Genomic DNA, 22,033 nt, shown 5'->3' on the forward strand with positions numbered 1-22,033 from the left:
TACCTAAAAAAATATAATAATAGAGAAGTTAAAACTTAAACAAAATTAATTGGAGGATAAAGTGGGGGAGAGCAAATGGAAGAAACAATTGATCTAAGGGAATATTTTGCAATAATAAAAAAGCGATTTTGGATAATTGCACTTATAGCAATAATAGCAACAACAGTTAGCGGAATAATAAGTTATATAAGATATGTTCCAGTATATCAAGCACAGACAACATTAATAGTAAGTGCTGAACCAGTAAATGGAAATACAGTACTGACAGGAGATCAGATGTCAGTAACACAAAAGCTAGCGGTATTATATGGGGAAGTAATCAAATCAAGAGCAGTGCTAGAGCCAGTTATAAAAGATTTAAATCTAGACATGTCATATAACCAATTAGCAGCATCAGTATCAGTAACACCTGTTAATGAAACACAAATAATGAACTTGATGGTACAAGATACAAATCCAGAAAGAGCTAGAGATATAGCAAATAAAATACCTAATGTATTTAGTAAAGAAGCAAAAAGAATAACTAATGCTAATAAGGTAGAAGTAATAGATAAAGCAATACTTTCAAAAGTACCTGTAAACTCAAACAAAACAATGAACATGGTTATAGCTGCGGTACTTGGTGTAATGATAGGACTGTTTGTAATATTCTTAATAGAATACTTAGACAATAAAATAAAGACACCACAAGATATACAAAAACACTTAGAACTACCAATATTAGGAGTAATACCTGATGAAGGATTAATAAAATAGGGGGAAGAAAAAATATGCCAAAATTAATAACTATAAAAAATCCTAAATCCCCTATATCAGAAGCATATAGAGGAATCAGGACAAGTATACAATTCTCAGATTTAGATAAAGAAATGAAAGTAATAACAGTAACAAGTAGTAAACAAAACGAAGGAAAAACAACAGTAATAACTAATCTAGCAACAACATTTGCTAACTTAGATAAAAAAGTACTTGTAATAGATGGAGACTTAAGAAACCCATCTGTACATAGAATGTTTGGGATAAGTAACTTACACGGACTTACAGATGTATTAGTAGATAATACAACTTTTGTTGAATGCGTACATTGCACAGATATTAAAAATCTTCATGTATTAACAGGCGGAGTAGTACCACCAAATCCTTCAGAAATGTTAGCATCTCAAAAAATGAAAGAGTTTATAGAAAATTTAAAAGAACATTATGACTATATATTTATAGATGCACCACCAATAGGAATAGTAACAGATGCTGGAATAATATCGAATTATTCAGATGGATGTATATTAGTAATCGGTGCAAATGAAACAGACATAGAAATGGTTAAATTAGCTAAAGAAAAACTAGATAGAGTAGGAGCAAAAATAATAGGAACAGTACTTAATAAATTTGCAGTAAAAACTAATGGTCATGCCTATTATACATATTACCATCAAGGTAGAAAATCAAAAAAAGCTAATAAAAAAGCAAACAAAAAAGAAAAAGCAATGGCATAAAGAAAAGCCATGTAGGAGGCTTCTATGGAGGCGAAACGTGAAATCATAAAAGAAAAAAATAAATATAAAATAGTGATGACATGGGTACTAGATGTATGCGGTATAGTATTAGCTGTGCTAATTAGTAGTCAATTATTGAAAATAGATAATCCACATATATTTAGAATGAAGAACTTAAATACACTGATTTTGTATATAGTTTTTAGCACATCTTTATTAGGGATTTTTAAATGTTATAAAATTTATTTTAGGTTTGACAAAGCAGGAATTATTGGAAATATTTTTACTGCATGCTTCATAGCGATGTTACCTATATATTTAATTGATAAAACTTTTAATTTGCCTAAATCACCATTATTTTATATTTTTAATACACTGATTATATCAGTTTTGGCGGTTGGAACTAGATATGTATATTTATTATTTGCAAATAAATATATAACTGTCGATAAGAGAGACAGTGATAAATAGTATAAATTGAATTTATATTATGGAGGGTAAAATGGGGGAAAGATTTAGATTTGAAAGTGAAATAGATGAATCAGCTGTAGCTATTGATATAGATAATATACAAACAAACAACTCTATATTTTATACAGCAACTAAAAGAATAATCGATATAGTATGTTCTTTAGCAGGTCTTATATTATTATCTCCATTGTTTTTAGCAGTAGCAATACTTATTAAATTAGAAGATCCAAAAGGAAAAGTGTTCTTTGCACAAGAGAGAAACGGTAGATACCCTTTAACTTTTAAAATGTACAAGTTTAGAAGTATGGTACACAACGCAGAAGAACTTTTACATGAACTTATGGATCAAAATGAACAAACAGGGCCAGTTTTTAAAATAGAAAACGACCCTAGAATAACTAATATAGGTAGATTTATAAGAAAAACTAGTATCGATGAATTGCCACAGTTGTTTAATGTCCTTAAGGGAGATATGAGCTTAGTTGGTCCTAGACCACCTATACCTCATGAAGTTGAACAGTACACAGCATATCAAATGCAAAGACTTGGAGTAAAGCCAGGGCTTACTTGTATATGGCAGGTGAGTGGCAGAAACAATATTGGATTTGATGAGTGGGTAGATATGGATATTGAATATATACAAAATAGATGCTTGTGGCTTGATATAAAGCTTATATTTAAAACGGTGTTTGTACTGTTTGGAGATGAAAATGCATCGTAAACATTAAATGATAAATAGTAGGTGAATAAATGAAAGTTGCAGTTATAGGACAAAAAGGAATTCCATCTAGAGCTGGAGGTGTAGAAATACATGTTGAAGAAATAGCTGCTAGATTATCCAATAATGAAAAAAATCAAATAACAGTGTACTGTAGAAAGAATTACTGTGAAAAAGAGTATGTAAATTATAGAGGAATAAATATAAAATATATAAAATCCATAAATTCTAAGCACCTAGATGCTATTACATATACATTTCTTTCAACTATAGATGCGATAAAGAGTGGACATAATTTAATACATTATCATGCACTAGGTCCGTCTTTATTAGCATTTATTCCTAGGATATTTAGAAAAAGAGTAGTATGTACATGTCATGGATTAGATTGGCAAAGAGAAAAGTGGGGGAAAACTGCTAAAGCAATGTTAAAGAGTGGTGAATTTATAGGAAGCAAATTTGCAAATGAATATATAGTTGTATCTAAATCCCTAGTAGATTACTATAAACAGAAATATAATAGAAATGTAATATATATACCTAATGGTATAGAAGAAAAGCATTGTTTACAAGCAAACAATATAAAGAAGAAATTTAATTTAGATAAAAATGAATACATATTATTTCTAGCAAGATTGGTTCCTGAAAAAGGAGCACATTATTTAATTGATGCTTTTAATAGTATAAATACAAATAAAAAGTTAGTAATAGCAGGTGGAAGTAGTCACAGTGATGAGTATGTTGATGAATTAAAGAATAAGGCATCGAATAATAAAAATATAATATTTACTGATTTTGTTAAAGGTGAAACATTAGATGAGTTGTATAGTAATGCGTATTGTTATGTATTACCTTCTGAGATAGAAGGATTACCTATTAGTTTATTAGAAGCTATGGCATATGGTCAGTGCTGTTTAGTTAGCGATATAGAACAAAATACAGATGTAATAGAGAGTTATGGCGAATCATTTATAAATAAGAATATTAAAAGTTTAAAAGAAAAATTAAAATATTTAATAGAAAATCCGAATGTTGTTGATATGCATAAGGAAAGGTCTAAAGATTTTATATTAAAAAAATATAATTGGGATGATGTAGCTATAACAACAGAAGAAACATTAAGACGAGCTATGACAAAGTAGGGGTGAGAATTACTTGAAAAAAAATGTAGCATTTATTATACCTAGCTTAAAAAATGGCGGGGCTGAAAGAGTACTATCAACTATATCCATGAACTTAGATGAAAATATAAAACAATATATTTTTACTTGGAATGGAAAAGATCCAGACTATGATTTTAATGGAAAAATTGTGGAAATAGACGTTCAGAACTCAACTAGTTTGATAAAAAATGTAGGCGTTCTTCTAAAGCGAGTAAGAGAAGTTAGAAAATATAAGAAAGAATATAAAATTGATACATGTATAAGTCATTTAGAAGGTCCTAATATAGTTAACTTACTATCAAAAGGGAGTGAAAAAACGGTAATAACTGTTCATAACTTTCAGAGTAAAGAAAGAACGGGATTATATGGATTTATATTTAAAATTCTTATGAAATTGTTATATAATAGAGCAGACCAAATCGTAGTTGTTTCTAAAGCTATAAAACAAGATTTAGTAAATAACTTTAATATAAAGAGAACGAAAATTGAGGTTATTTATAATCCTTTTGATTGTAAAAAAATAGAGAGATTAGCTGAAGAGGAATTAGATGATAAATATAAAGAAATATTTAATAATGATGTAATAATAAATGTTGGTAGATTAACTGAACAAAAGGGACAGTGGAACTTAATAAAATCTTTTTATCATTTAAAGAAAAAAAATTCTAAAGTAAAATTAGTTATTTTAGGTAGCGGGGAATTAGAAGATAGGTTAAAAGAACTTGTTTATAACTTAGGATTAGGCAAAGATGTAATATTTTTAGGATTTCAATCAAATCCATTTAAATTTGTTTCAAAAGCAAAGATATTTGCATTGACATCTTTATATGAAGGCTTTCCAATGTGCATACCAGAATCTATGGCATGCAGTACAGCAATAATATCTGTAGATTGTAAATCTGGACCAAGAGAGATATTAGCAAATAACAGTGAAGATTTAAAAGTAGAAGGTGCAGTATATTGTGATTATGGAGTTCTAACTCCCGAATTTTATAATTCGATTAATACTAATGAAGCTAATATAACTCTAGAAGAAGAAATATTTAGTGATGCATTAAATCAAATGTTAAAAATGGATTTATCTAATTATTGTAAGAATGGAAAGATTAGGGTACAAAAGTTTAATGTAGACAAAATAATATCCAGGTGGATTGAATTAATAAATTAGTATTACTTTAGATCGTTTTAAAGTTAAATATTAATTTTTGGATTATTTTGAATTTACGAGTTTAAGGAGAATATTAATGAATGAGACTTGCCATTTATATAAATACATGTGTTTTATAATATTTACTATTCCTATAACTAAAATAATAGATGGTTTTATTCCTATTATGAATACATGTGTAAGTATTAGTATGGTTTTACTGCTAACACTTTATTTTGTATTTTATAAATATAGCGGATATATAGAAAAATATAACATTACATTACTAGGTGCTGTATATATATTAAGTTTAATTTTAGCTGAGAATAAAGGCTTTGCTATTGTAGAGCAACTTAAGTGGACATTATTTATATTATTGATATTTTTAGCTAGTGATTTAAATTTTATTTCGTATATGAAGGATTTTTTTGTTAAAAATATTACGTGGATTTATAATCAATTGCTTATATGTATTGGAATATTAATAATATCGTTATTTTTTAATGGTTCATACACAATAATATGGGAGGGGAGATATTTAAAAAGTGTTTTTGAAGAACCACATTTATTTACTGCATATTTGTTTTATATTTTAGCATTACTAATATTTATCAACAAATATATACATTCAAAGTTTAAGTATATATTAATAGCAACTATAATGATTTTATCATTATTTACTGGAGCTAGAGTAATAGCTATATCTACAATATTATTATTTTTATTATGGTTAATAAATAATAAAGAATATAAGGTGATTTTTATTTTATTAATAATTTCTATTTTTATAATTATTAAATTTGGAGACCAAATTCCGTTAGTAGAAAAATTTATTAGTTCATCTCAAAATGAGTATGGTGGAATAATGAGTGGGAGAGATGTTTTTACTATAGAAGATTTAAAAGAATACTTTAGATTCTCTCCAATGCATTTATTAGTAGGAAAAGGAATTGATTATCCTAATTTATTTAATAAACAAACAATAGGAATGTATATTTATGCACATAATGACATAATTAATACTTTATTATCAAATGGATTAATAGGTTTGTATTTATATTTATATGGTTTTTTTAAATTATACAGAGTACATAGAAAGAATATAAAAAAAACTAGTCTTATATTTTTAATATCTATTTATTTTATTAATATACTATTAAATGGTCTATTTTCATATTCATCTATGGTATATGCTTTTATTTTATTACTCTTATTTTTGGCTTCTTACGATAAGGATAAGAGTAATATTTTAAATACATCTAAATGATATATATTAATTTAAGTTAAAAAAATAAGTTAATGTAGATACTGAAAATTATTAACGTAGATATAGATATCAATATGGTTATATCTTGTGAAAGAAAGATAACAACTAAAAAGGAGAAGCTACATGAATATCGCTATAAGTGTGATAATACCTTGTTATAATTGTGAAAATTATATTGAGAGAACTATTGAAAGTATAAAGAACCAAACATTTGAAAATTTTGAACTTATTATTATTGATGATGGTTCTACCGATAATAGTATAAGTGTATGTGACCGTTTATTGAATAATAGCAACTTGAATTATAAAATTGTTAGTCAGGAAAATGGTGGAGTAAGTAAAGCAAGAAATACTGGGATTAATCATAGTAGAGGAAAATATATATATATGCTAGATTCTGATGATTTTATAGAACCGGAATTATTAGAAAAGATGAATAAAAAATTAGAGGAAAATAAATTAGACATAGTATTTTGTGGATATGACATGGTGGATGAGTATAATAATCAGCTCTTTAGTTATAATGATAAATTTAATTATTTAGATAGCATTATAAGTGGAATAGATGCATTCAATTTAATAATTAACCAGAAGATAATATTATGTACAGGAAGTGCTATTTATAAATCAGAATTAATAAATAAATATAATATTAGACATTATGAGCATTGTAGTAATGGTGAAGATCAAGAATTTCAGATTAAATCTCTAATACATGCTAGTAGAGTAGGATGTGTTAATGAAATATTACTGCATTATTTTCAAAGAAGAGAATCTATGACACATAGTACATCCCTAAAAAGATTTGCTGTATTAGGCGCTATGAAAAGAATAGAAAAATATTTGAAGAATTTAGATTTTGATATAAAATATATTAATTATTTTAAGCACCAAAAATATGCAAGAGAATTTATTCTTAATTTTTCCGGAGTAGCTACTGAGTGTAACAGCATTGATATTCTAATACCATTGATTAAAAATAAAAATAATAAAAAAAGATTAAAAAAATATAAATTAGATTCTTTTAACTTTTTTGATATTAAAATATGGATAGGAATAAATCTATATAAAATCAATCCTTTAATATATGCAAAGTTTTTGAATGAAATATATAGACATAAGAAAAATTAGGTGAATTTTTAGTAGTAGGAACAAGATATTTTATATTAAAATATGCAAATTATTAAAAATTAAAGGCGTTGAAGTATTATTACATATAGAATATTTATGATTTTATTTTAATTTAAAGATGAGAAGGTGATTGGTATTGAGCTTGATAAGTATTATAGTACCTGTATATAATGTTGAAAAATATATCCATGAATGCATAGATAGTATAATTAATCAAACCTATAGTAATATAGAAATAATATTAGTAAATGATGGTTCCACAGATAATAGTGGTAATATATGTGAAAAATACGAGAAAAAAGATAATAGAATTAAAGTAGTACATAAAAAAAATGGAGGCCTAAGCGATGCTAGAAATGTAGGAATAGATATTTCTAATGGAGATTATATTTGCTTTATAGACAGCGATGATTGGATTAATTTAGACATGATTGAAAACTTATATAATCTTATAATTAGATATAATGCTGACATTGCTCAAAGTGATTATGTAGAAGTTTATAATAAGGATAGTATGTCAAAAAATGCAATAAAAGAAGATATAAAGTTCTATAATTCAAATGATATGTTGGAATGTCTATATGGAGAAGAGTATGTTAAAACTGTAGTTGTATGGAATAAAATGTATAAAAAAGAATTATTTAATCAAATTAGATTTCCAAAAGGAAAATTACATGAAGATGAATTTACTACATATAAAATAATACATAAAGCTAATATGATAATTGATAGCAACTTACCTTTATATTATTATAGACAAAGAGAAAATAGTATAATGAATAGCAACTTTAATATTAAAAGACTTGATGCTATAGATGCTTGCATAGAACAAAAAAAATATTTTAAAAAATGTGGTTTAAGAATGTTTGAAAATAAAGTAGATGCTAAAATGTGTGGACTTTTCAAATATTTATATCTCAAAGCAAGTCAAAGTAATTTACATAATAGAACTGAAGTTTTAAGTAAGCTTAATGATAATATGAAAAAAAATTATATTTCATTCATTTTAAATAAAGAAATTAAGTTGATGGGGAAAATGTCGCTTACATTAGCTATTTTAAATAGAAATATATTTTGTAATTTATATAGCAAGCATATAAATAATAAATTTAAAGGATAATAATAAAATGAAGAAAATGATATACAAGTTATTAAATAGACAAAAAATAAATAAACTAAAATATAAAATTGGAATTATATATAATTATAAATTCAGAAAATTTAAAAATAAAAAAAAGATATTAGTGTCTTTAATACCGACTCATGGAAATCTAGGGGATCATGCCATAGCATATGCATCTATTAAATATTTATCAGAAAAATTTCCTAATTATGAAATAATAGAGATTAACTTTTCAGAGACTTACAAATACGGAAAAGCATATGAAAAGATAATAAATAAAGATGATATAGTATGTATTATAGGTGGAGGAAATATGGGAAATCAGTATATGGATGATGAAAATATAAGAAGACATATGATATCTAAATTTAAAAATGTAAAAGTAGTTTCACTTCCACAGACTATTTATTTTACTAAAGATGAAAATGGTATAAAAGAATTTGAAATAAGTAAAAAAATATATAATGAAAATAAAAACTTAGTCGTAATAGGAAGAGAAGACAAATCATATGAGATTATGAAACAGTCATTTACAGAATGTAAAGTAATTAAAAATCCTGATATGGTATTTTATTTAAATAATAAAATTAATATACATCAATGTGAAAGAAAAAATATAATGACTTGTTTAAGAAAAGATAAGGAAAGCTATATATCGATACACAAGAAAGAAGAATTTTTAAAACAATTAAAACAAAAGTTTAAAGATATTATAGTGACAGATACAGTAGTAGATTATCAAGTAAGCCAAACTGAAAGAGAGAGAGAACTATTTAAATTATGGACTAAATTTTATAACTCGAGAGTAGTTATAACAGATAGACTTCATGGTATGATATTTTGTGCAATAACAAAAACACCTTGTATAGTAACTAGAAGTTTAGATCATAAAGTTATAGAAAGTTATAAATGGATAAAAGATTTAAATTATATAAGGATGGTTGATGGGTTAAACTTTAATGAAATAGAGCCTATAATTGAAGAACTAATGAACTTAAATACTATAGATAAATTTGATTTAAATAAAAATTATTTTGATATATTAATAGATTATATAAAATAAAAATATTTTAAATTAATATTTTTAAAACCCATAGCCAATATGCAAATATAATTTATATGGAGTAATACGGAGGGTGAGATGCAAACGTTAGAAATAAATAGAAATAGACAATTAGCTATTAACATATCAAGTAGTTTAGTTGCTTTTGCAGTGAACTTAATAATAAACTTTTTTTTATCACCATACATTGTAAATACAATCGGAGTAGAAGCAAATGGATTTATATCGCTTGCTAATACATTTATTACTTATGCTACTTTAGTAACAATTGCCCTAAATTCTATGTCAGGAAGATTTATAACAATAGCCATACATAAGAATGATTATAAATTAGCGAATAAATACTATAATGCTGTATTTGGAGGAAATTTAATTATAACTATAGTGTTAATTATACCATCAATTTTAACGATTGCTAAATTAGATAGCTTAATAAATATACCCTTAAACTTAATAACTGATGTCAAAATATTATTTTCGATTTTATTCATAAATTTTTTTATAGCAACTGCATTACCTAATTGGTCTACGGCTATGTTTGCAACTAATAAAATTCACATTAATTCTATAAGGGGAGTTGAATCTAATTTAATAAAAGTGATACTTATACTTATATCTTTTTTATTATTTAAACCTAAAGTCTATTATGTAGGACTAGCTACACTAATATCATCTCTGTATGTAACTATTTTTTCAAAATACTATCAAGTAAAGTTACTGCCAGATTTAAATATAAAATATAAGTACTTTGAATGGAAATATGTAAAAAAGTTAGTATCTTCAGGGATTTGGAATACTATAAATCAAGCAGGACAGATGCTACTAAGTGGATTAGACTTATTAATTGCTAATTTATTTATAGGTCCTATAGAAATGGGTTTATTAGCTCTGGCTAAAACGATACCTAATGTAATAGTAAATTTAGCAGGAACTTTAAATGGTGTTTTTGCACCAGCATTAACTATTGATTATGCAAATGATAATAAAAATGCATTGAAAAATAGTTTAAAGCAGGGCATGAAATTAACAGGAATTATACTTACCATACCTCTAACAATTCTTATTTTATATGGAAAGGAATTTTATCAACTGTGGGTACCTAGTGAAAATGCAAGTATATTACATATATTATCTGTATTAACTTGTTTTGGTCTAATTTTTACAAGTGGAACTCAATGTCTTTATAATATTTTCACTGTAACAAATAAAGTTAAAACAAATTCACTTTTATTGCTAAGCTCAGGGGCTATAAGTACTGTTATTGTTTTTATATTATTAAATACAACAGATTTAGGAGTTTTTGCAATAGCGGGAGTAAGTTCAACTATCAACTTAATTAGAAATATGATATATACAATTCCATTTACAGCTAAGTGTTTAGGATTGGAGTGGAATACGTTTTTTCCTGAAGTGTTTAGTTCAGTATTGAGTGTAATTACATTAACTATAATAGGTAGTACAATAAAGGGATTTATTATAGTAGATTCATGGAAAATATTAATAATATCATGCCTATTGATGAGTATGACTGGATTAATAATAAATATGATAATTGTATTAAGTAAGGATGAACGCAAATATTTAATTGATAAGATAATAAATAAAGTGAAACTATTTTAATTATAGAGAAGAGGTAAATTAAAATGAATAGCCTAGAAATAAATAGTATAAAAATTAATAACAATCAAATAATTTATGACTATAAAATAATAGGTGAATGGAATAAATATTTTAATGAAAATGAAAAATTATATATCGAATATAATGAAAATATAGAGGGTACACCATATGGAGTAGCGGTAATTCCATTTTTATGTAATATTTTACCTATAGCATGGATATTTGATGCTCAAATATCATTGGATGAAATTGATAGAGATTTCTATTTAAGTATACCCAAATTTAAAGAAGGTTATATAAATATGTATCCGAAAATACAATTTTTAGGTAAAATTAAGCCTAATATAGTTGTTGATTACAAAAAAGAATATTCAGATAAGAGTTTATGCTTATTTAGTGGAGGTGTAGATGCATTTAATACTTTTCTCTCACATATAAATGAAAGACCTAGTATTGCTACTGTATGGGGAGCAGATGTAAAGTTAAGTGATGAACAGGGGTGGAATAAGGTATTATCTCATGCCAAGAATACATCATGCTTATATAATGTTGAAAGTAAATTTATAAAATCAAATTTCAGAACATTTATAAATGAATATGAACTTACCATATCAATTTTTAAAAAAGCAAAAGATGGATGGTGGCATGGATTTCAACATGGGATTGGAATGATAGGTCTTATTGCACCAATAACGTATAAAGATAATATATCTAAAGTGTATATAGCTGCATCTTTTACAATAAATGAAAAGGGTAAAGTAACTTGTGCTTCAGATCCAACAATAGATAATAATGTTAAATTTTGTGGCTGTGGTGTAGAACATGATGGTTATGATGTGAGTAGACAGCAAAAAATTAAATTTATATGTGAATATGCGATAGAAAATAGTATTAATATTCCATTAAGAGTATGTTGGGAGTCAAAGGGAGGTTCTAATTGTTGTAGATGTGAAAAATGCTACAGAACATTATTTGGTATAATAGCTGAAAAACAAGATCCACGACAATTTGGATTTTATTACTCAGATGAAGAACTTAAAATTATGATTAAAGATTTAAAAAATAAAGTTTATATTGGAAATTTTAGATGGAAATATATACAAGATGTGTTTAGAAAAAATTATACTGTAGAACAAGTTGATAAAAATTTGCTATGGTTTTATAAGGTAGATATTAGTAGAGTGGATAAAAGAATGCAAAAAATAATGAGAAGGCTGCTATCTAAATTTATAAATAAGATAAAGTATAATAATATATAACTAATAATAAAATATTTTAAATAATTGATATAACCTACATGATATTGTAATTGTACTTAGTTAAGACGAGAAATTATTTAAAATATAAATAGAAAAATATTAAATATTTATATTTAATATTTTTAATTAGGTTAATATTAGAATTGAAGGTTAGAACAATACTATTATATTAAAGAGTTAAATTAATTTGGATATAATAGTAAGTTAGATTAGGTGGTATTAGTATAAGCATAATTGTTTCTATTAAATATAATATTTAAAAATTATAAAGCTAAAAATAGAATGAGTTAATTACATATGCCTTTTAGCTAATTTAGAATTATAGAAAAATTATATATCAAATTATATATCAAATAGAATTTTAATGGAGGAATAAGTGTATATCTTAAATTTTATAAGAGGATTTTGTATGGCACTAGCTGATAGTGTGCCAGGTGTATCAGGTGGTACAGTAGCATTTATACTAGGCTTTTATGATAATTTTGTGGATTCATTAAATAACATAATATCAGAGGATAAAATAAGTAGAATAAGTGCACTTAGATTTCTATCTAAAATAGGAATAGGATGGATAGTTGGATTTGTATTATCTGTATTATTTATAACATCTATATTTGAAAAAAATATATATGAGATAAGTTCTTTATTTTTAGGATTTATAATAGCATCTATTCCTTTGATAGTTAAATCAGAACAAAAGGCATTGTCTAAAAATAAGAAAAATATAGTATTTTTAATAATTGGAATAATCATAGTATGTACAATGACTTGTTTTAATCCAGTAAAAAATAGTAGTCAAAGTTTTTCTATAAATATTAATAATTTAAATATATGGTTTATAGGCTATATATTTATAGCTGGAATGATTGCAATATCAGCAATGGTGTTACCTGGTATTTCAGGATCAACTATACTTTTAATATTTGGTCTTTATGCTCCTATGCTTACTGCTATAAAGCAAGTACTTAAGCTAGATTTTAGATATTTACCAGGTATAATAATATTTAGTTTTGGAATTTTAGTTGGAGTGTTTGCAACTGTAAGATCTGTTAGATATTTACTTAGAACCTTTAGACCTCAAACTATATATTGTATTATAGGTCTTATGATTGGTTCTATATATTCTGTTATAATGGGACCGACATCTCTAGAAGTATCTAAGTCACCTATGAGCATGTCAACATTTAGTATAATATTTTTTGCTATAGGTTGTATTTTAGTTCCTGCATTAGAAAAACTTAAATCTGTGTTAAAGAACAAAAACACTGAATCTGAGAATGTAGAAGCAAACTATAATAGTTAAACTTATATATTATGTAACTAAAAAGTAGTACTATATATAACCTAGGTGTAGTATAGTGCGTTAAATAGGGTAAGTGTATAATTTATTATGAATAATTTGATTTTATTTTAAACAAGGGAGTATAAAATGAATAAATCACAAGAAGTAGTAATAAATCTATTGTCACATGCTATTAGAGGACAAAAGTACGAACTAGATATTAATGAAAATATAAACTGGAATGAAGTAATAGAAGAAGCTAATGAACATAGTGTAAAGGGGCTTATATATACAGCTATAAATAATACAAACTATACAAAAACTATGGATAAAGAAATCTTAGATGATTTGAAAAAAACTACATTTTTTAGTGGAATGTATCAAATAAATCATATAAAACAAGTTGCTAAAGTATTAGATGGATTTACTAGAGAGCAAATTCAAGTAGTAGCATTAAAAGGATTAATAGTGCGAGAATTTTATCCTAAACCAGAGCAAAGAACTATGGGAGATGCGGATATAATAGTGAAAGATAAAGATTTAAGTAAAGTCACATCAATATTAGAAAACCTAGGGTATACAGCTACTGACCATGATTATCACCATCATATAAGATTTAAACATAAAAACCATTTAGATATAGAAGTACATTGGGTACTAGGAAATGGTAGATTTTTTGATAGTGTACATTCAATAGAAGATAATATATGGGAGAATTGTATACCAGTAAATATTGGAGGAAGTCATGCGCTTTCACTATCTCTAGAAGATATGACACTGCATTTAATAACGCATATGGTAAATCATATCAAAGATGCTGGATTTGGAATTAGGCAGCTATGTGATTTAGTTGTATTAGTTGAAAAACAAGGACATTTAATTGATTGGAACTTATTCAATAAAAAGGTGAAAGAATGCAATATTATAAAATTTACATCTGTAATATTTAATATATGTAATAAACTATTTGATATGGAAATTCTAAGTGAAATACATATAGAAAGCATTGATGAAGAAAATATGAATATGTTTATAGATGAAATTTTTTCAAATGGAGTATTTGGAAAAAGGCATGCTCATAAGCAATATGCTAATTGGTCTGCATGTGATTTGGATGAAAATGAAAGTGAAAAAGGATATTTAAAAAAAGTATTTTACATAATGTTTGGTCCTATAGATACATGGGGAGACAAATATAATTATGCTAAAAAAAATAAAATATTAATACCAATAGCATATATTCATAAAATTTTATATGGACTATTCGGTAATAAATTCACCTTAAAAGAAAAATTCAATATTATATTCAAAACAACCAGAGAAACAAAAAATAAAGACGAACTATTAAAATGGCTAGAATTACAGTAATACGGCTAGAATTACAGTAATACTATGATAAAAATAACTGTATTAATAATATAGTTATTTTTTTATACTACAAATTAAGTACAAAGTATAGTATCACATTAAAGCACAAGAGTAATAAAAATCACCTAAATGCTCGATATAACTAACCCCAACATAAAAATATAATATTGATATATATCAATATTATATTTAGGGAGCATAGACATGGGGAATATATTAAAATTACATCCTTTTTATAGTGAAAAAATATGGGGCTATGAAAACTGGAATTTGTCTACACACAAAAACGGTCATAGTATAGTACACAATAGCAACAGCACTTTCTTAGATACAATCGGATCAGAACTACCTATACTTATCAAAATAATTCAAGCTAATGACACCTTATCAGTACAAGTACACCCAGACGATAATTATTCAAGACAACATGAAAATAATAATGGAAAAATATAGTGTTGGCATGTATTAGAAGTTAAGGAGGGTACATCTTTAGTATGTGATATAAAAGAAGGGGTTGATAAAAGCTCATTTGAAAATATTATAAAAGAAGAAGCTATATATAACGGAAGCAATTATTCAATAGAGGGAGACTTAAAGCTTGTAAAGTCTTATGTCTAAAAAATAACAACATAAAAAAACAAGCATTAAAAGAGATGTAAAAAAAGTTAAAGTATAGATATAAAGTTTTAGCCAATAGTAGTAGAAATCTAATTTCTAAACTATTGGCTTTATTATATCAATAAGATATTTTCTTAATTTAATTGGACACTGATTTTTTTACGTTATATAATGTCAATTCAAAGTTACTTTACTATATATTTAATTAGCTAAATATAGATTTTACTATTATTAGTTATAGGGTCCAATTATATTTTGAAAGAGTACTATTTTTTAAATGGAAATTTCCATAAGGCAGGTGTAAATATAGATACACCAATAGCTTCAGTATCATCTTTGTTTTCGATAAGATGAGGTACATTTCCTTTTATTATAGTAGTATCACCTTCATTTAATTCAATTATTTCATCCCCTAGATATACAGTAATATTTCCTTTTTCAACCATCATAATTTCTTCACTTTCATGTACTAAAGGTGTTTCTCCATCTTTACTATTTGGATTTAATTTAAATCTAATCATTAATGATTTTGGTATAAAATCCTCATCAGGTAAAGGTGTAAGGCAGTGATACTCTACTGTAGATTTAGGTTGTCTCATTATAACTACATCATCTTTTTTTATTGTAAGGTTATCATTATTTTTTTCTACATCCATTAATAAATAAGTTGGAATATCTAAAACATGTGAAAACTTTCTAAGTGAAGATAAAGATGGGTCGGCTAAGTTCCGTTCTATTTGAGAGATATATCCAATTGATAAACCTGTTTTATCTGACATTTCTTGTAAGGTTATATTTTTATTTTTTCTAAAATGTCTAATTTTTTCTCCAAGCATAATTACTCCTCTTTTTATATTAAAATAAGATTTTTATTTAAAGATAATACAAACAACTTTAATTTTATTTTAACACAAAAATTATTTAAATTAAACGATAATAATTGATATAGGTATAATTATATAAATATATTTTACTATAAGTAAAAAAATATTTAAAATTCTAATTATATTTATATAAAATGAGCAAAATACATGTTTTTATGAGCTGATAACGATACTAATTCCACGCTTTTTTAATATTTGTAAAAAAATATGAAATTATTTATTGAAAAGTAAAAAACAGTATAGTATTATTTAATTAAATATTAGTATAAATAAAAGGGGGATAACATGAGGATAGTTGATATTAAAATTGAAAAGTTACGCATTAATTTAAAAAAGCCTTTTAAGATTGCATTTGCAGTTCAAGATTATGCTGACAATGTAATAGTAAAAGTAGTTACAGATGAAGGATATTTTGGGTTAGGGGAAGCTGCACCATTTGCACCTGTGACAGGAGAAACTGCGGATGGAGTAGTAGAGACTCTTAAGTTATTTAAGTCATGTTTAATAGGCATGGACCCTTTAAACATTGAAGGAATACATACATTAATGAATAGATTGATAGTTGGAAATACAGCAGCTAAAGCAGCTATAGATATAGCTCTTTATGATATAAAAGGTAAGATATTATCTCAACCGCTTTATAAAGTTCTTGGTGGATATGATAATAAAATTCAAACTGATATGACAATAGGTATAGATACTCCAGAAAATATGGCTATGGAAGCAAAACAAAGAGTAAATGATGATGGATTTAGAATATTAAAAGTTAAAGCGGGTATAAATCCTAGTGAAGATATAAAAGCTCTTCAATTAATAAGAAAGGCTGTGGGAGATGATATACGTTTAAGAGTAGATGCAAATCAAGGATATTGTGTAAATGATGCAATAGCAGTACTTAAAGAATTTGAAAAAATAGGGGTAGAAGCTGTTGAGCAATGTTTACCATATTGGAATTTAGATGGATCAAAATTAATAAGAGAAAAAGTGAATCTAAAAGTTATGTTAGATGAAACAATTCACTCACCTATGGATGCTGCAAAAGCATGTAAAATTGATGCAGCTGATATTTTAAATATAAAACTTATGAAATGTGGTGGCCTTTATAATGCACTAAAGATAAATGCAATTGCAGAAGCTAATAATGTTAGATGTATGGTAGGTTGTATGCTTGAAAGCAAAATAGCTATAACTGCAGGAGCAAGTTTAGTTGCGGCTAAGAAAAATATTACAGAGGCTGACTGTGATAGCTTTATGTATTGTTCAGATCCTGAAAATGGAATGAAGGGTGGATTTGAAATAGATAAAGATATATTCACATTATTAGATAAACCAGGATTAGGTATAGAGTTTGACTTTTAGAGGGTAAATAATCTTTGATAGTTACATAAATTTTTAGGGGGGATAATATGGAAGCAATTTTTAATACACCTGATTTTTTACTACTTATAATGTTTCTAACTGTAGCATTAGGATTTTGGTTACAAAGATATAAGATGTTTAAATCTTTGGGACCTGCGCTTACAGTTATAGTAATTGGTATAGTTCTTTCTAACTTAAAAATAGTTCCAGTTAATCATGATGTATATGGCATAATATCTGGATATTGTGTTCCGTTATCAATTTGTATTTGTTTATTAAGCTTAGACTTAAAAGAAATGAGAAAGCTTTCTAAAGAACCGATAATAGCACTTTTTTCAGCTGTATTTTCAGTTTGTTTAATGGCATTTTTATTTGGTTTAGTATTTGCTACTAAGATAGATGAGGGATGGAAAGTTGCAGGTATGTTTGTTGGAACATATACAGGTGGTAGTTCAAATCTTACAGCTATAGCAGTAGGACTTGATGCAGCTCGTGAAACAATAGCAGCAGCTAATGCGGCAGATTATGTTATAGGTATACCAACATTAATATTTATGTTTGCTTCACCAGCAATTTTAAAACACTCTAAATTTTTCAATAAAATATGGCCATATCATCATACTGAAGAAGAGCTTTTAGGTGATGGAGACCATACAGAACTTATGGCAGCAAAAGAGTGGAGCATACAAGATATAGCATGGATGCTTGCTATAGGATTTACAATAGTGGCAATAGCTACAAAGCTTGCAGGGGTATTGTTTGGCGAAGGATTTAGAAGTGCAGGTAGGATAATATTAATTACTACGATGTCTATAATAGTAGCTCAATTACCTCAAATTAAGAAACTTAGAGGAAACTTTGATTTAGGTTTATATGTAGCATTATTATTTTTAACTACTATCGGATTTGCAGTTGATTTAAAACAATTCTTTGGCTCAACATTACATATAACGATATTCTGTTTCTGTGTTGTTATAGGATGTACAATATTACACTTAGTGATAACTCGTTTATTCAAAGTTAAGTATGAATATGTGATATTATCAATAGTAGGAGCTATATCAGATGGACCAACAGCAGCTTTAGTAGCATCAGGAGCACAATGGAAGGGTCTTATAAACATAGGTCTTTTAATGGGAGTATTAGCTGGAGCTTGTGGTAATTATGCAGGAATTTCAGTTGCTTATTTAATAAAAGGAGTGCTCGGATTGTAGTACATTAAAATAGTATATATAAAAGGCTGTCATATATTTAATATGATAGTCTTTTGCTATAAATAAACACTTAAAAGGGGGCTTAATAATGAGAGAATATAAGTTATACTCATCAGGAATACTATATGCTTATTTTTATTTTGAGGGAGAAAAAGTATTTTTTAAAGAGCTAGATGTATATAAAAATGAGTTTTTAGAAAAAAGAGAATTAACAAAAGAAAAAAATGAAGAATATATTAGCTTTTGCAAAATAGATTTTTTAGAGATAGCTAAAAAATTTGATTACTATGAGGAACTCTTTGAAACGAAAGAAGAGAATATAATAACAAAATTTGATGAAGTATATGAATTAGCTTCTAAAGGATACTACATACAAAGAAAAATTAAGTTTCCAAAAAATATTTTACTAGATGGCAATGAAATAGTTGGTGTGTTATGCCCAAATCGTGAATACGCATCTATACTTATAAAACAAGGATATGAAAATCATACTGTTTTATCTCAGTGGGAAGAAATAAAAGAGCCAATTCATCCTGTAAAGTATGAAGGGATGTTTGATGTATTAACTCGTGATGGGGTTAAGCTATCAACAGATGTTTTTTTACCAGCGGATATGAAGGAAAATATACCAACTATACTTGTTCGTACACCTTATGGGAAAGAGTTAAACAATCAAATGTACTTTAGATATGTTCAAAGAGGATACGCTGTTGTAATTCAAGATGTTAGAGGACGAAACTTGAGTGAAGGAGAATGGATTCCTAATTATTTTGAAGTAGAAGATGGAGATGACACGATAACTTGGATTGCAAATAGACCTTGGAGTAGCAAGAAGGTAGGTATGATAGGTGGTTCATATTTAGGATATGTGCAGTGGGCAGCTGCAGCAAGTAAAAATCCATATCTTAGTGCTCTTGTAAGTATAGTTTGTGCAGGTAGTGCATTTGTTGATTTACCAAGACGCGGAGGAGCATTCACTTCAGGAATGCTAGCTTGGGCATTTGCAGTATCTCAAAAGAAATTTAAACCCGAGTTAATGGAAAGAGATGATTGGGAAGAAGTATTAAATATAAGACCTTTAAATAAAATACCGGAAAAAGCGCTAGGATATAAAATCGACTTTTTAGAAAAATGGCTATCTGAAAAAGATTATAATGAATTTTGGCATAAGTCAAACTGGCATGCAAGAAGTCAAAATAAAGAAATACCTGCGTTAATTATGTCTGGTTGGTTTGATGATAATGGAATGGGAACGACAGAAGCATTAGATTTAGTTAAAGACTATCCTATAGGTAAGCGTAAAGTAATATTAGGTCCATGGCAACATAGTGGAAACTCAAGATATGATTTACATGGTGTTGATTTTGGAACTAATGCTCTTAGATTTGATTTAGACTTAAATTTCTTAAAGTGGTTTGATTTACATTTAAAAGGTATTGAAAATAAAATGGATGAAAGTGCACCAGTTGAGTACTACACAGTTGGTTCGAATGAATGGAAGACTGCTCAAAATTGGCCAGTACCGCAAACTGATCAAGTAGAGATTTACTTAACTAGTAACGGTTGTGCTAATACTTCAAGTGGAGATGGAAAGCTTGTATTTGAAAATGTTGAAAATGAAGGAATAGATAGTTACTACTATGACCCTGAAAATTTATCAACACATATAATAGATATGAGTGAAAATGAAATAGAAGTTCCAGAAGATTACACAGAAGAAGAGAAACGAGAGGATATATTATGTTATACAAGTGAAGTTATTAAGGAAGATTTCACTATAACTGGAGATATAAATGTAGAATTATTTATATCATCGGATGCAGTAGATACTGATTTTATGGTTAGAATTACAGATGTTGATGAAAATGGAAGATCTATAAAGTTAGCAGATGGAATAATTTCTGCTAAATATAGAGAAGGATTCTCTGAGCCTAAGTATTTAGAAAAGGATGAAGTTTATAAAATTAATATACTAACAACTAAGATATCTAATACTTTTAAGAAAGGTCATAAAATACGTTTCACTATAACATCAAGTGCTAAAAACTTTGTATTCCCTAATAGCAACACAAAAGATGGATATAATAGTGAAGTTGTTGTTATAGCTAATAATAAAGTTCATCATGGAGGCAAATATTTATCTAAAATAGTTGTAAGAAAAGAAAAATAATAAAGTAAAAAAGAGATAGTAAATTGATTTGGGCTTTTTAGTAGATTATCTAATAATTATATTCTATTATGAAAAAATATTGATAACTTGTTAGTATCCTAAGGTTTTATAGAAAATTATGAAATATTTAATTAATAAAAAGATGGCATTATATGCCATCTTTTTATTGATTAAATATTATTAAATTATTGGGTATTCTTTTTTATTTGTTGTATTCACATTTAATGACTTTAACTTTAGTTAATAATACTTTTAAAAAAAACTATTATTGTAGTTATACATAAACAAAAACCTAATAAAGCACCAATTGTTATAAGTAAAGAAGATAAACTAAGATCTAATAACAGCGGAGCTAAAAATACTACAAGAGAAATAATTGGAAGATTTTTGTTTAAGCCTGTAACAATATTTTTTTTACCTAAAAAATAGTAAATTATACTAAGTATTAAAAATATAGGTGTAGAAATCATTAAAATTGCTAAAAATTGAGTTCCACAGTTCTCATACCAACTAAATATACTGTAATATGACGAATATATATATTCAGAAAAGAATATAGTTAGAGTTAAAATTAAGTTTAATATTATTAAAATAACTGATCTTTTTTTATTTGACATAAAATATATCTCCTTAATTAAAATTTGGCTTATTATAGTATAAATTAAAAATGAATAGAAGTATAG

General features: G+C 26.4%; 20 protein-coding genes. 18 read left to right on the plus strand and 2 right to left on the minus strand.

Translation table 11 applies throughout. The features are described from left to right. Positions 1-75: 75 nt before the first annotated feature. The 15 genes from NWE74_RS16575 (at position 76) to NWE74_RS16645 (ending at position 15,558) form a co-directional block, all read left to right on the plus strand. On the plus strand, positions 76-756 hold the full coding sequence (locus tag NWE74_RS16575; RefSeq protein WP_258244078.1) for a YveK family protein: 681 nt from the start codon (positions 76-78) through the stop codon (positions 754-756). 14 nt (positions 757-770) lie between these two features. Next, a complete protein-coding gene (locus NWE74_RS16580) occupies positions 771-1,493 on the plus strand; it encodes a CpsD/CapB family tyrosine-protein kinase (RefSeq protein WP_258244079.1) in 723 nt (240 codons plus the stop codon). A 24-nt stretch (positions 1,494-1,517) separates the two neighbouring features. After that, complete coding sequence (locus NWE74_RS16585) at positions 1,518-1,964, plus strand: hypothetical protein (protein WP_258244080.1); 447 nt, start codon at positions 1,518-1,520, stop codon at positions 1,962-1,964. A 31-nt stretch (positions 1,965-1,995) separates the two neighbouring features. Then, on the plus strand, positions 1,996-2,685 hold the full coding sequence (locus NWE74_RS16590) for a sugar transferase (RefSeq protein ID WP_258244081.1): 690 nt from the start codon (positions 1,996-1,998) through the stop codon (positions 2,683-2,685). Positions 2,686-2,714: 29 nt separating this feature from the next. After that, the gene (locus NWE74_RS16595) at positions 2,715-3,824 is read left to right on the plus strand and encodes a glycosyltransferase family 4 protein (RefSeq protein WP_258244082.1); all 1,110 of its coding nucleotides are present in this window, start codon (positions 2,715-2,717) and stop codon (positions 3,822-3,824) included. Positions 3,825-3,837: 13 nt separating this feature from the next. Continuing rightward, positions 3,838-5,013 (plus strand): glycosyltransferase, encoded by a 1,176-nt coding sequence (locus NWE74_RS16600; protein WP_258244083.1) that lies wholly within the window; start codon positions 3,838-3,840, stop codon positions 5,011-5,013. Between the two features lie 76 nt (positions 5,014-5,089). Continuing rightward, entirely contained in the window at positions 5,090-6,259 is a 1,170-nt protein-coding gene (locus NWE74_RS16605; protein WP_258244084.1) for a hypothetical protein, read from the plus strand. A gap of 123 nt (positions 6,260-6,382) precedes the next feature. Further along, complete coding sequence (locus tag NWE74_RS16610; RefSeq protein WP_258244085.1) at positions 6,383-7,390, plus strand: glycosyltransferase family 2 protein; 1,008 nt, start codon at positions 6,383-6,385, stop codon at positions 7,388-7,390. A 136-nt stretch (positions 7,391-7,526) separates the two neighbouring features. Further along, positions 7,527-8,510 carry a glycosyltransferase family 2 protein gene (locus NWE74_RS16615; protein ID WP_258244086.1) on the plus strand — a complete coding sequence of 328 codons (984 nt, stop codon included), beginning with the start codon at positions 7,527-7,529 and terminating at the stop codon, positions 8,508-8,510. Between the two features lie 7 nt (positions 8,511-8,517). Beyond that, positions 8,518-9,576 (plus strand): polysaccharide pyruvyl transferase family protein, encoded by a 1,059-nt coding sequence (locus tag NWE74_RS16620; RefSeq protein ID WP_258244087.1) that lies wholly within the window; start codon positions 8,518-8,520, stop codon positions 9,574-9,576. Between the two features lie 78 nt (positions 9,577-9,654). Continuing rightward, on the plus strand, positions 9,655-11,196 hold the full coding sequence (locus NWE74_RS16625; protein ID WP_258244088.1) for an oligosaccharide flippase family protein: 1,542 nt from the start codon (positions 9,655-9,657) through the stop codon (positions 11,194-11,196). Positions 11,197-11,219: 23 nt separating this feature from the next. Then, a complete protein-coding gene (locus NWE74_RS16630; RefSeq protein WP_258244089.1) occupies positions 11,220-12,455 on the plus strand; it encodes a hypothetical protein in 1,236 nt (411 codons plus the stop codon). A gap of 409 nt (positions 12,456-12,864) precedes the next feature. Continuing rightward, a complete protein-coding gene (locus NWE74_RS16635) occupies positions 12,865-13,758 on the plus strand; it encodes a DUF368 domain-containing protein (RefSeq protein ID WP_330666408.1) in 894 nt (297 codons plus the stop codon). 126 nt (positions 13,759-13,884) lie between these two features. After that, positions 13,885-15,105, plus strand: coding sequence for a nucleotidyltransferase family protein (locus tag NWE74_RS16640; RefSeq protein WP_258244091.1), 1,221 nt, complete (start codon positions 13,885-13,887; stop codon positions 15,103-15,105). Between the two features lie 204 nt (positions 15,106-15,309). Further along, complete coding sequence (locus NWE74_RS16645; RefSeq protein WP_258244092.1) at positions 15,310-15,558, plus strand: type I phosphomannose isomerase catalytic subunit; 249 nt, start codon at positions 15,310-15,312, stop codon at positions 15,556-15,558. Positions 15,559-15,989: 431 nt separating this feature from the next. Here NWE74_RS16645 and NWE74_RS16650 read toward each other — a convergent pair whose 3' ends face one another. After that, positions 15,990-16,559, minus strand: a complete 570-nt coding sequence (locus NWE74_RS16650; protein WP_258244093.1) for a helix-turn-helix domain-containing protein — start codon at positions 16,557-16,559, stop codon at positions 15,990-15,992. 333 nt (positions 16,560-16,892) lie between these two features. On the opposite strand from NWE74_RS16650, the gene NWE74_RS16655 reads away from it, so the two are divergent. From NWE74_RS16655 to NWE74_RS16665, 3 genes are all read left to right on the plus strand, one after another. Continuing rightward, positions 16,893-17,966: a mandelate racemase/muconate lactonizing enzyme family protein gene (locus tag NWE74_RS16655; RefSeq protein WP_258244094.1), complete on the plus strand. Its 1,074-nt coding sequence runs from the start codon at positions 16,893-16,895 to the stop codon at positions 17,964-17,966. Positions 17,967-18,013: 47 nt separating this feature from the next. Next, positions 18,014-19,180, plus strand: a complete 1,167-nt coding sequence (locus NWE74_RS16660) for a DUF819 domain-containing protein (RefSeq protein ID WP_258244095.1) — start codon at positions 18,014-18,016, stop codon at positions 19,178-19,180. Between the two features lie 88 nt (positions 19,181-19,268). After that, entirely contained in the window at positions 19,269-21,350 is a 2,082-nt protein-coding gene (locus tag NWE74_RS16665) for a CocE/NonD family hydrolase (RefSeq protein ID WP_258244096.1), read from the plus strand. 236 nt (positions 21,351-21,586) lie between these two features. Here NWE74_RS16665 and NWE74_RS16670 read toward each other — a convergent pair whose 3' ends face one another. After that, entirely contained in the window at positions 21,587-21,967 is a 381-nt protein-coding gene (locus NWE74_RS16670) for a hypothetical protein (protein WP_258244097.1), read from the minus strand. Positions 21,968-22,033: the final 66 nt, after the last annotated feature.

The organism is Romboutsia lituseburensis (assembly GCF_024723825.1).
Lineage (GTDB): Bacteria > Bacillota > Clostridia > Peptostreptococcales > Peptostreptococcaceae > Romboutsia_F > Romboutsia_F lituseburensis_A.

Coding starts and splice junctions, on each gene's coding strand:
- NWE74_RS16575 (WP_258244078.1), top strand. CDS start 76: ATGGAAGAAACAATTGATCTAAGGGAATATTTTGCAATAATAAAAAAG.
- NWE74_RS16580 (WP_258244079.1), top strand. CDS start 771: ATGCCAAAATTAATAACTATAAAAAATCCTAAATCCCCTATATCAGAA.
- NWE74_RS16585 (WP_258244080.1), top strand. CDS start 1,518: ATGGAGGCGAAACGTGAAATCATAAAAGAAAAAAATAAATATAAAATA.
- NWE74_RS16590 (WP_258244081.1), top strand. CDS start 1,996: ATGGGGGAAAGATTTAGATTTGAAAGTGAAATAGATGAATCAGCTGTA.
- NWE74_RS16595 (WP_258244082.1), top strand. CDS start 2,715: ATGAAAGTTGCAGTTATAGGACAAAAAGGAATTCCATCTAGAGCTGGA.
- NWE74_RS16605 (WP_258244084.1), top strand. CDS start 5,090: ATGAATGAGACTTGCCATTTATATAAATACATGTGTTTTATAATATTT.
- NWE74_RS16610 (WP_258244085.1), top strand. CDS start 6,383: ATGAATATCGCTATAAGTGTGATAATACCTTGTTATAATTGTGAAAAT.
- NWE74_RS16620 (WP_258244087.1), top strand. CDS start 8,518: ATGAAGAAAATGATATACAAGTTATTAAATAGACAAAAAATAAATAAA.
- NWE74_RS16625 (WP_258244088.1), top strand. CDS start 9,655: ATGCAAACGTTAGAAATAAATAGAAATAGACAATTAGCTATTAACATA.
- NWE74_RS16630 (WP_258244089.1), top strand. CDS start 11,220: ATGAATAGCCTAGAAATAAATAGTATAAAAATTAATAACAATCAAATA.
- NWE74_RS16635 (WP_330666408.1), top strand. CDS start 12,865: ATGGCACTAGCTGATAGTGTGCCAGGTGTATCAGGTGGTACAGTAGCA.
- NWE74_RS16640 (WP_258244091.1), top strand. CDS start 13,885: ATGAATAAATCACAAGAAGTAGTAATAAATCTATTGTCACATGCTATT.
- NWE74_RS16645 (WP_258244092.1), top strand. CDS start 15,310: ATGGGGAATATATTAAAATTACATCCTTTTTATAGTGAAAAAATATGG.
- NWE74_RS16650 (WP_258244093.1), bottom strand. CDS start 16,559: ATGCTTGGAGAAAAAATTAGACATTTTAGAAAAAATAAAAATATAACC.
- NWE74_RS16655 (WP_258244094.1), top strand. CDS start 16,893: ATGAGGATAGTTGATATTAAAATTGAAAAGTTACGCATTAATTTAAAA.
- NWE74_RS16660 (WP_258244095.1), top strand. CDS start 18,014: ATGGAAGCAATTTTTAATACACCTGATTTTTTACTACTTATAATGTTT.
- NWE74_RS16665 (WP_258244096.1), top strand. CDS start 19,269: ATGAGAGAATATAAGTTATACTCATCAGGAATACTATATGCTTATTTT.
- NWE74_RS16670 (WP_258244097.1), bottom strand. CDS start 21,967: ATGTCAAATAAAAAAAGATCAGTTATTTTAATAATATTAAACTTAATT.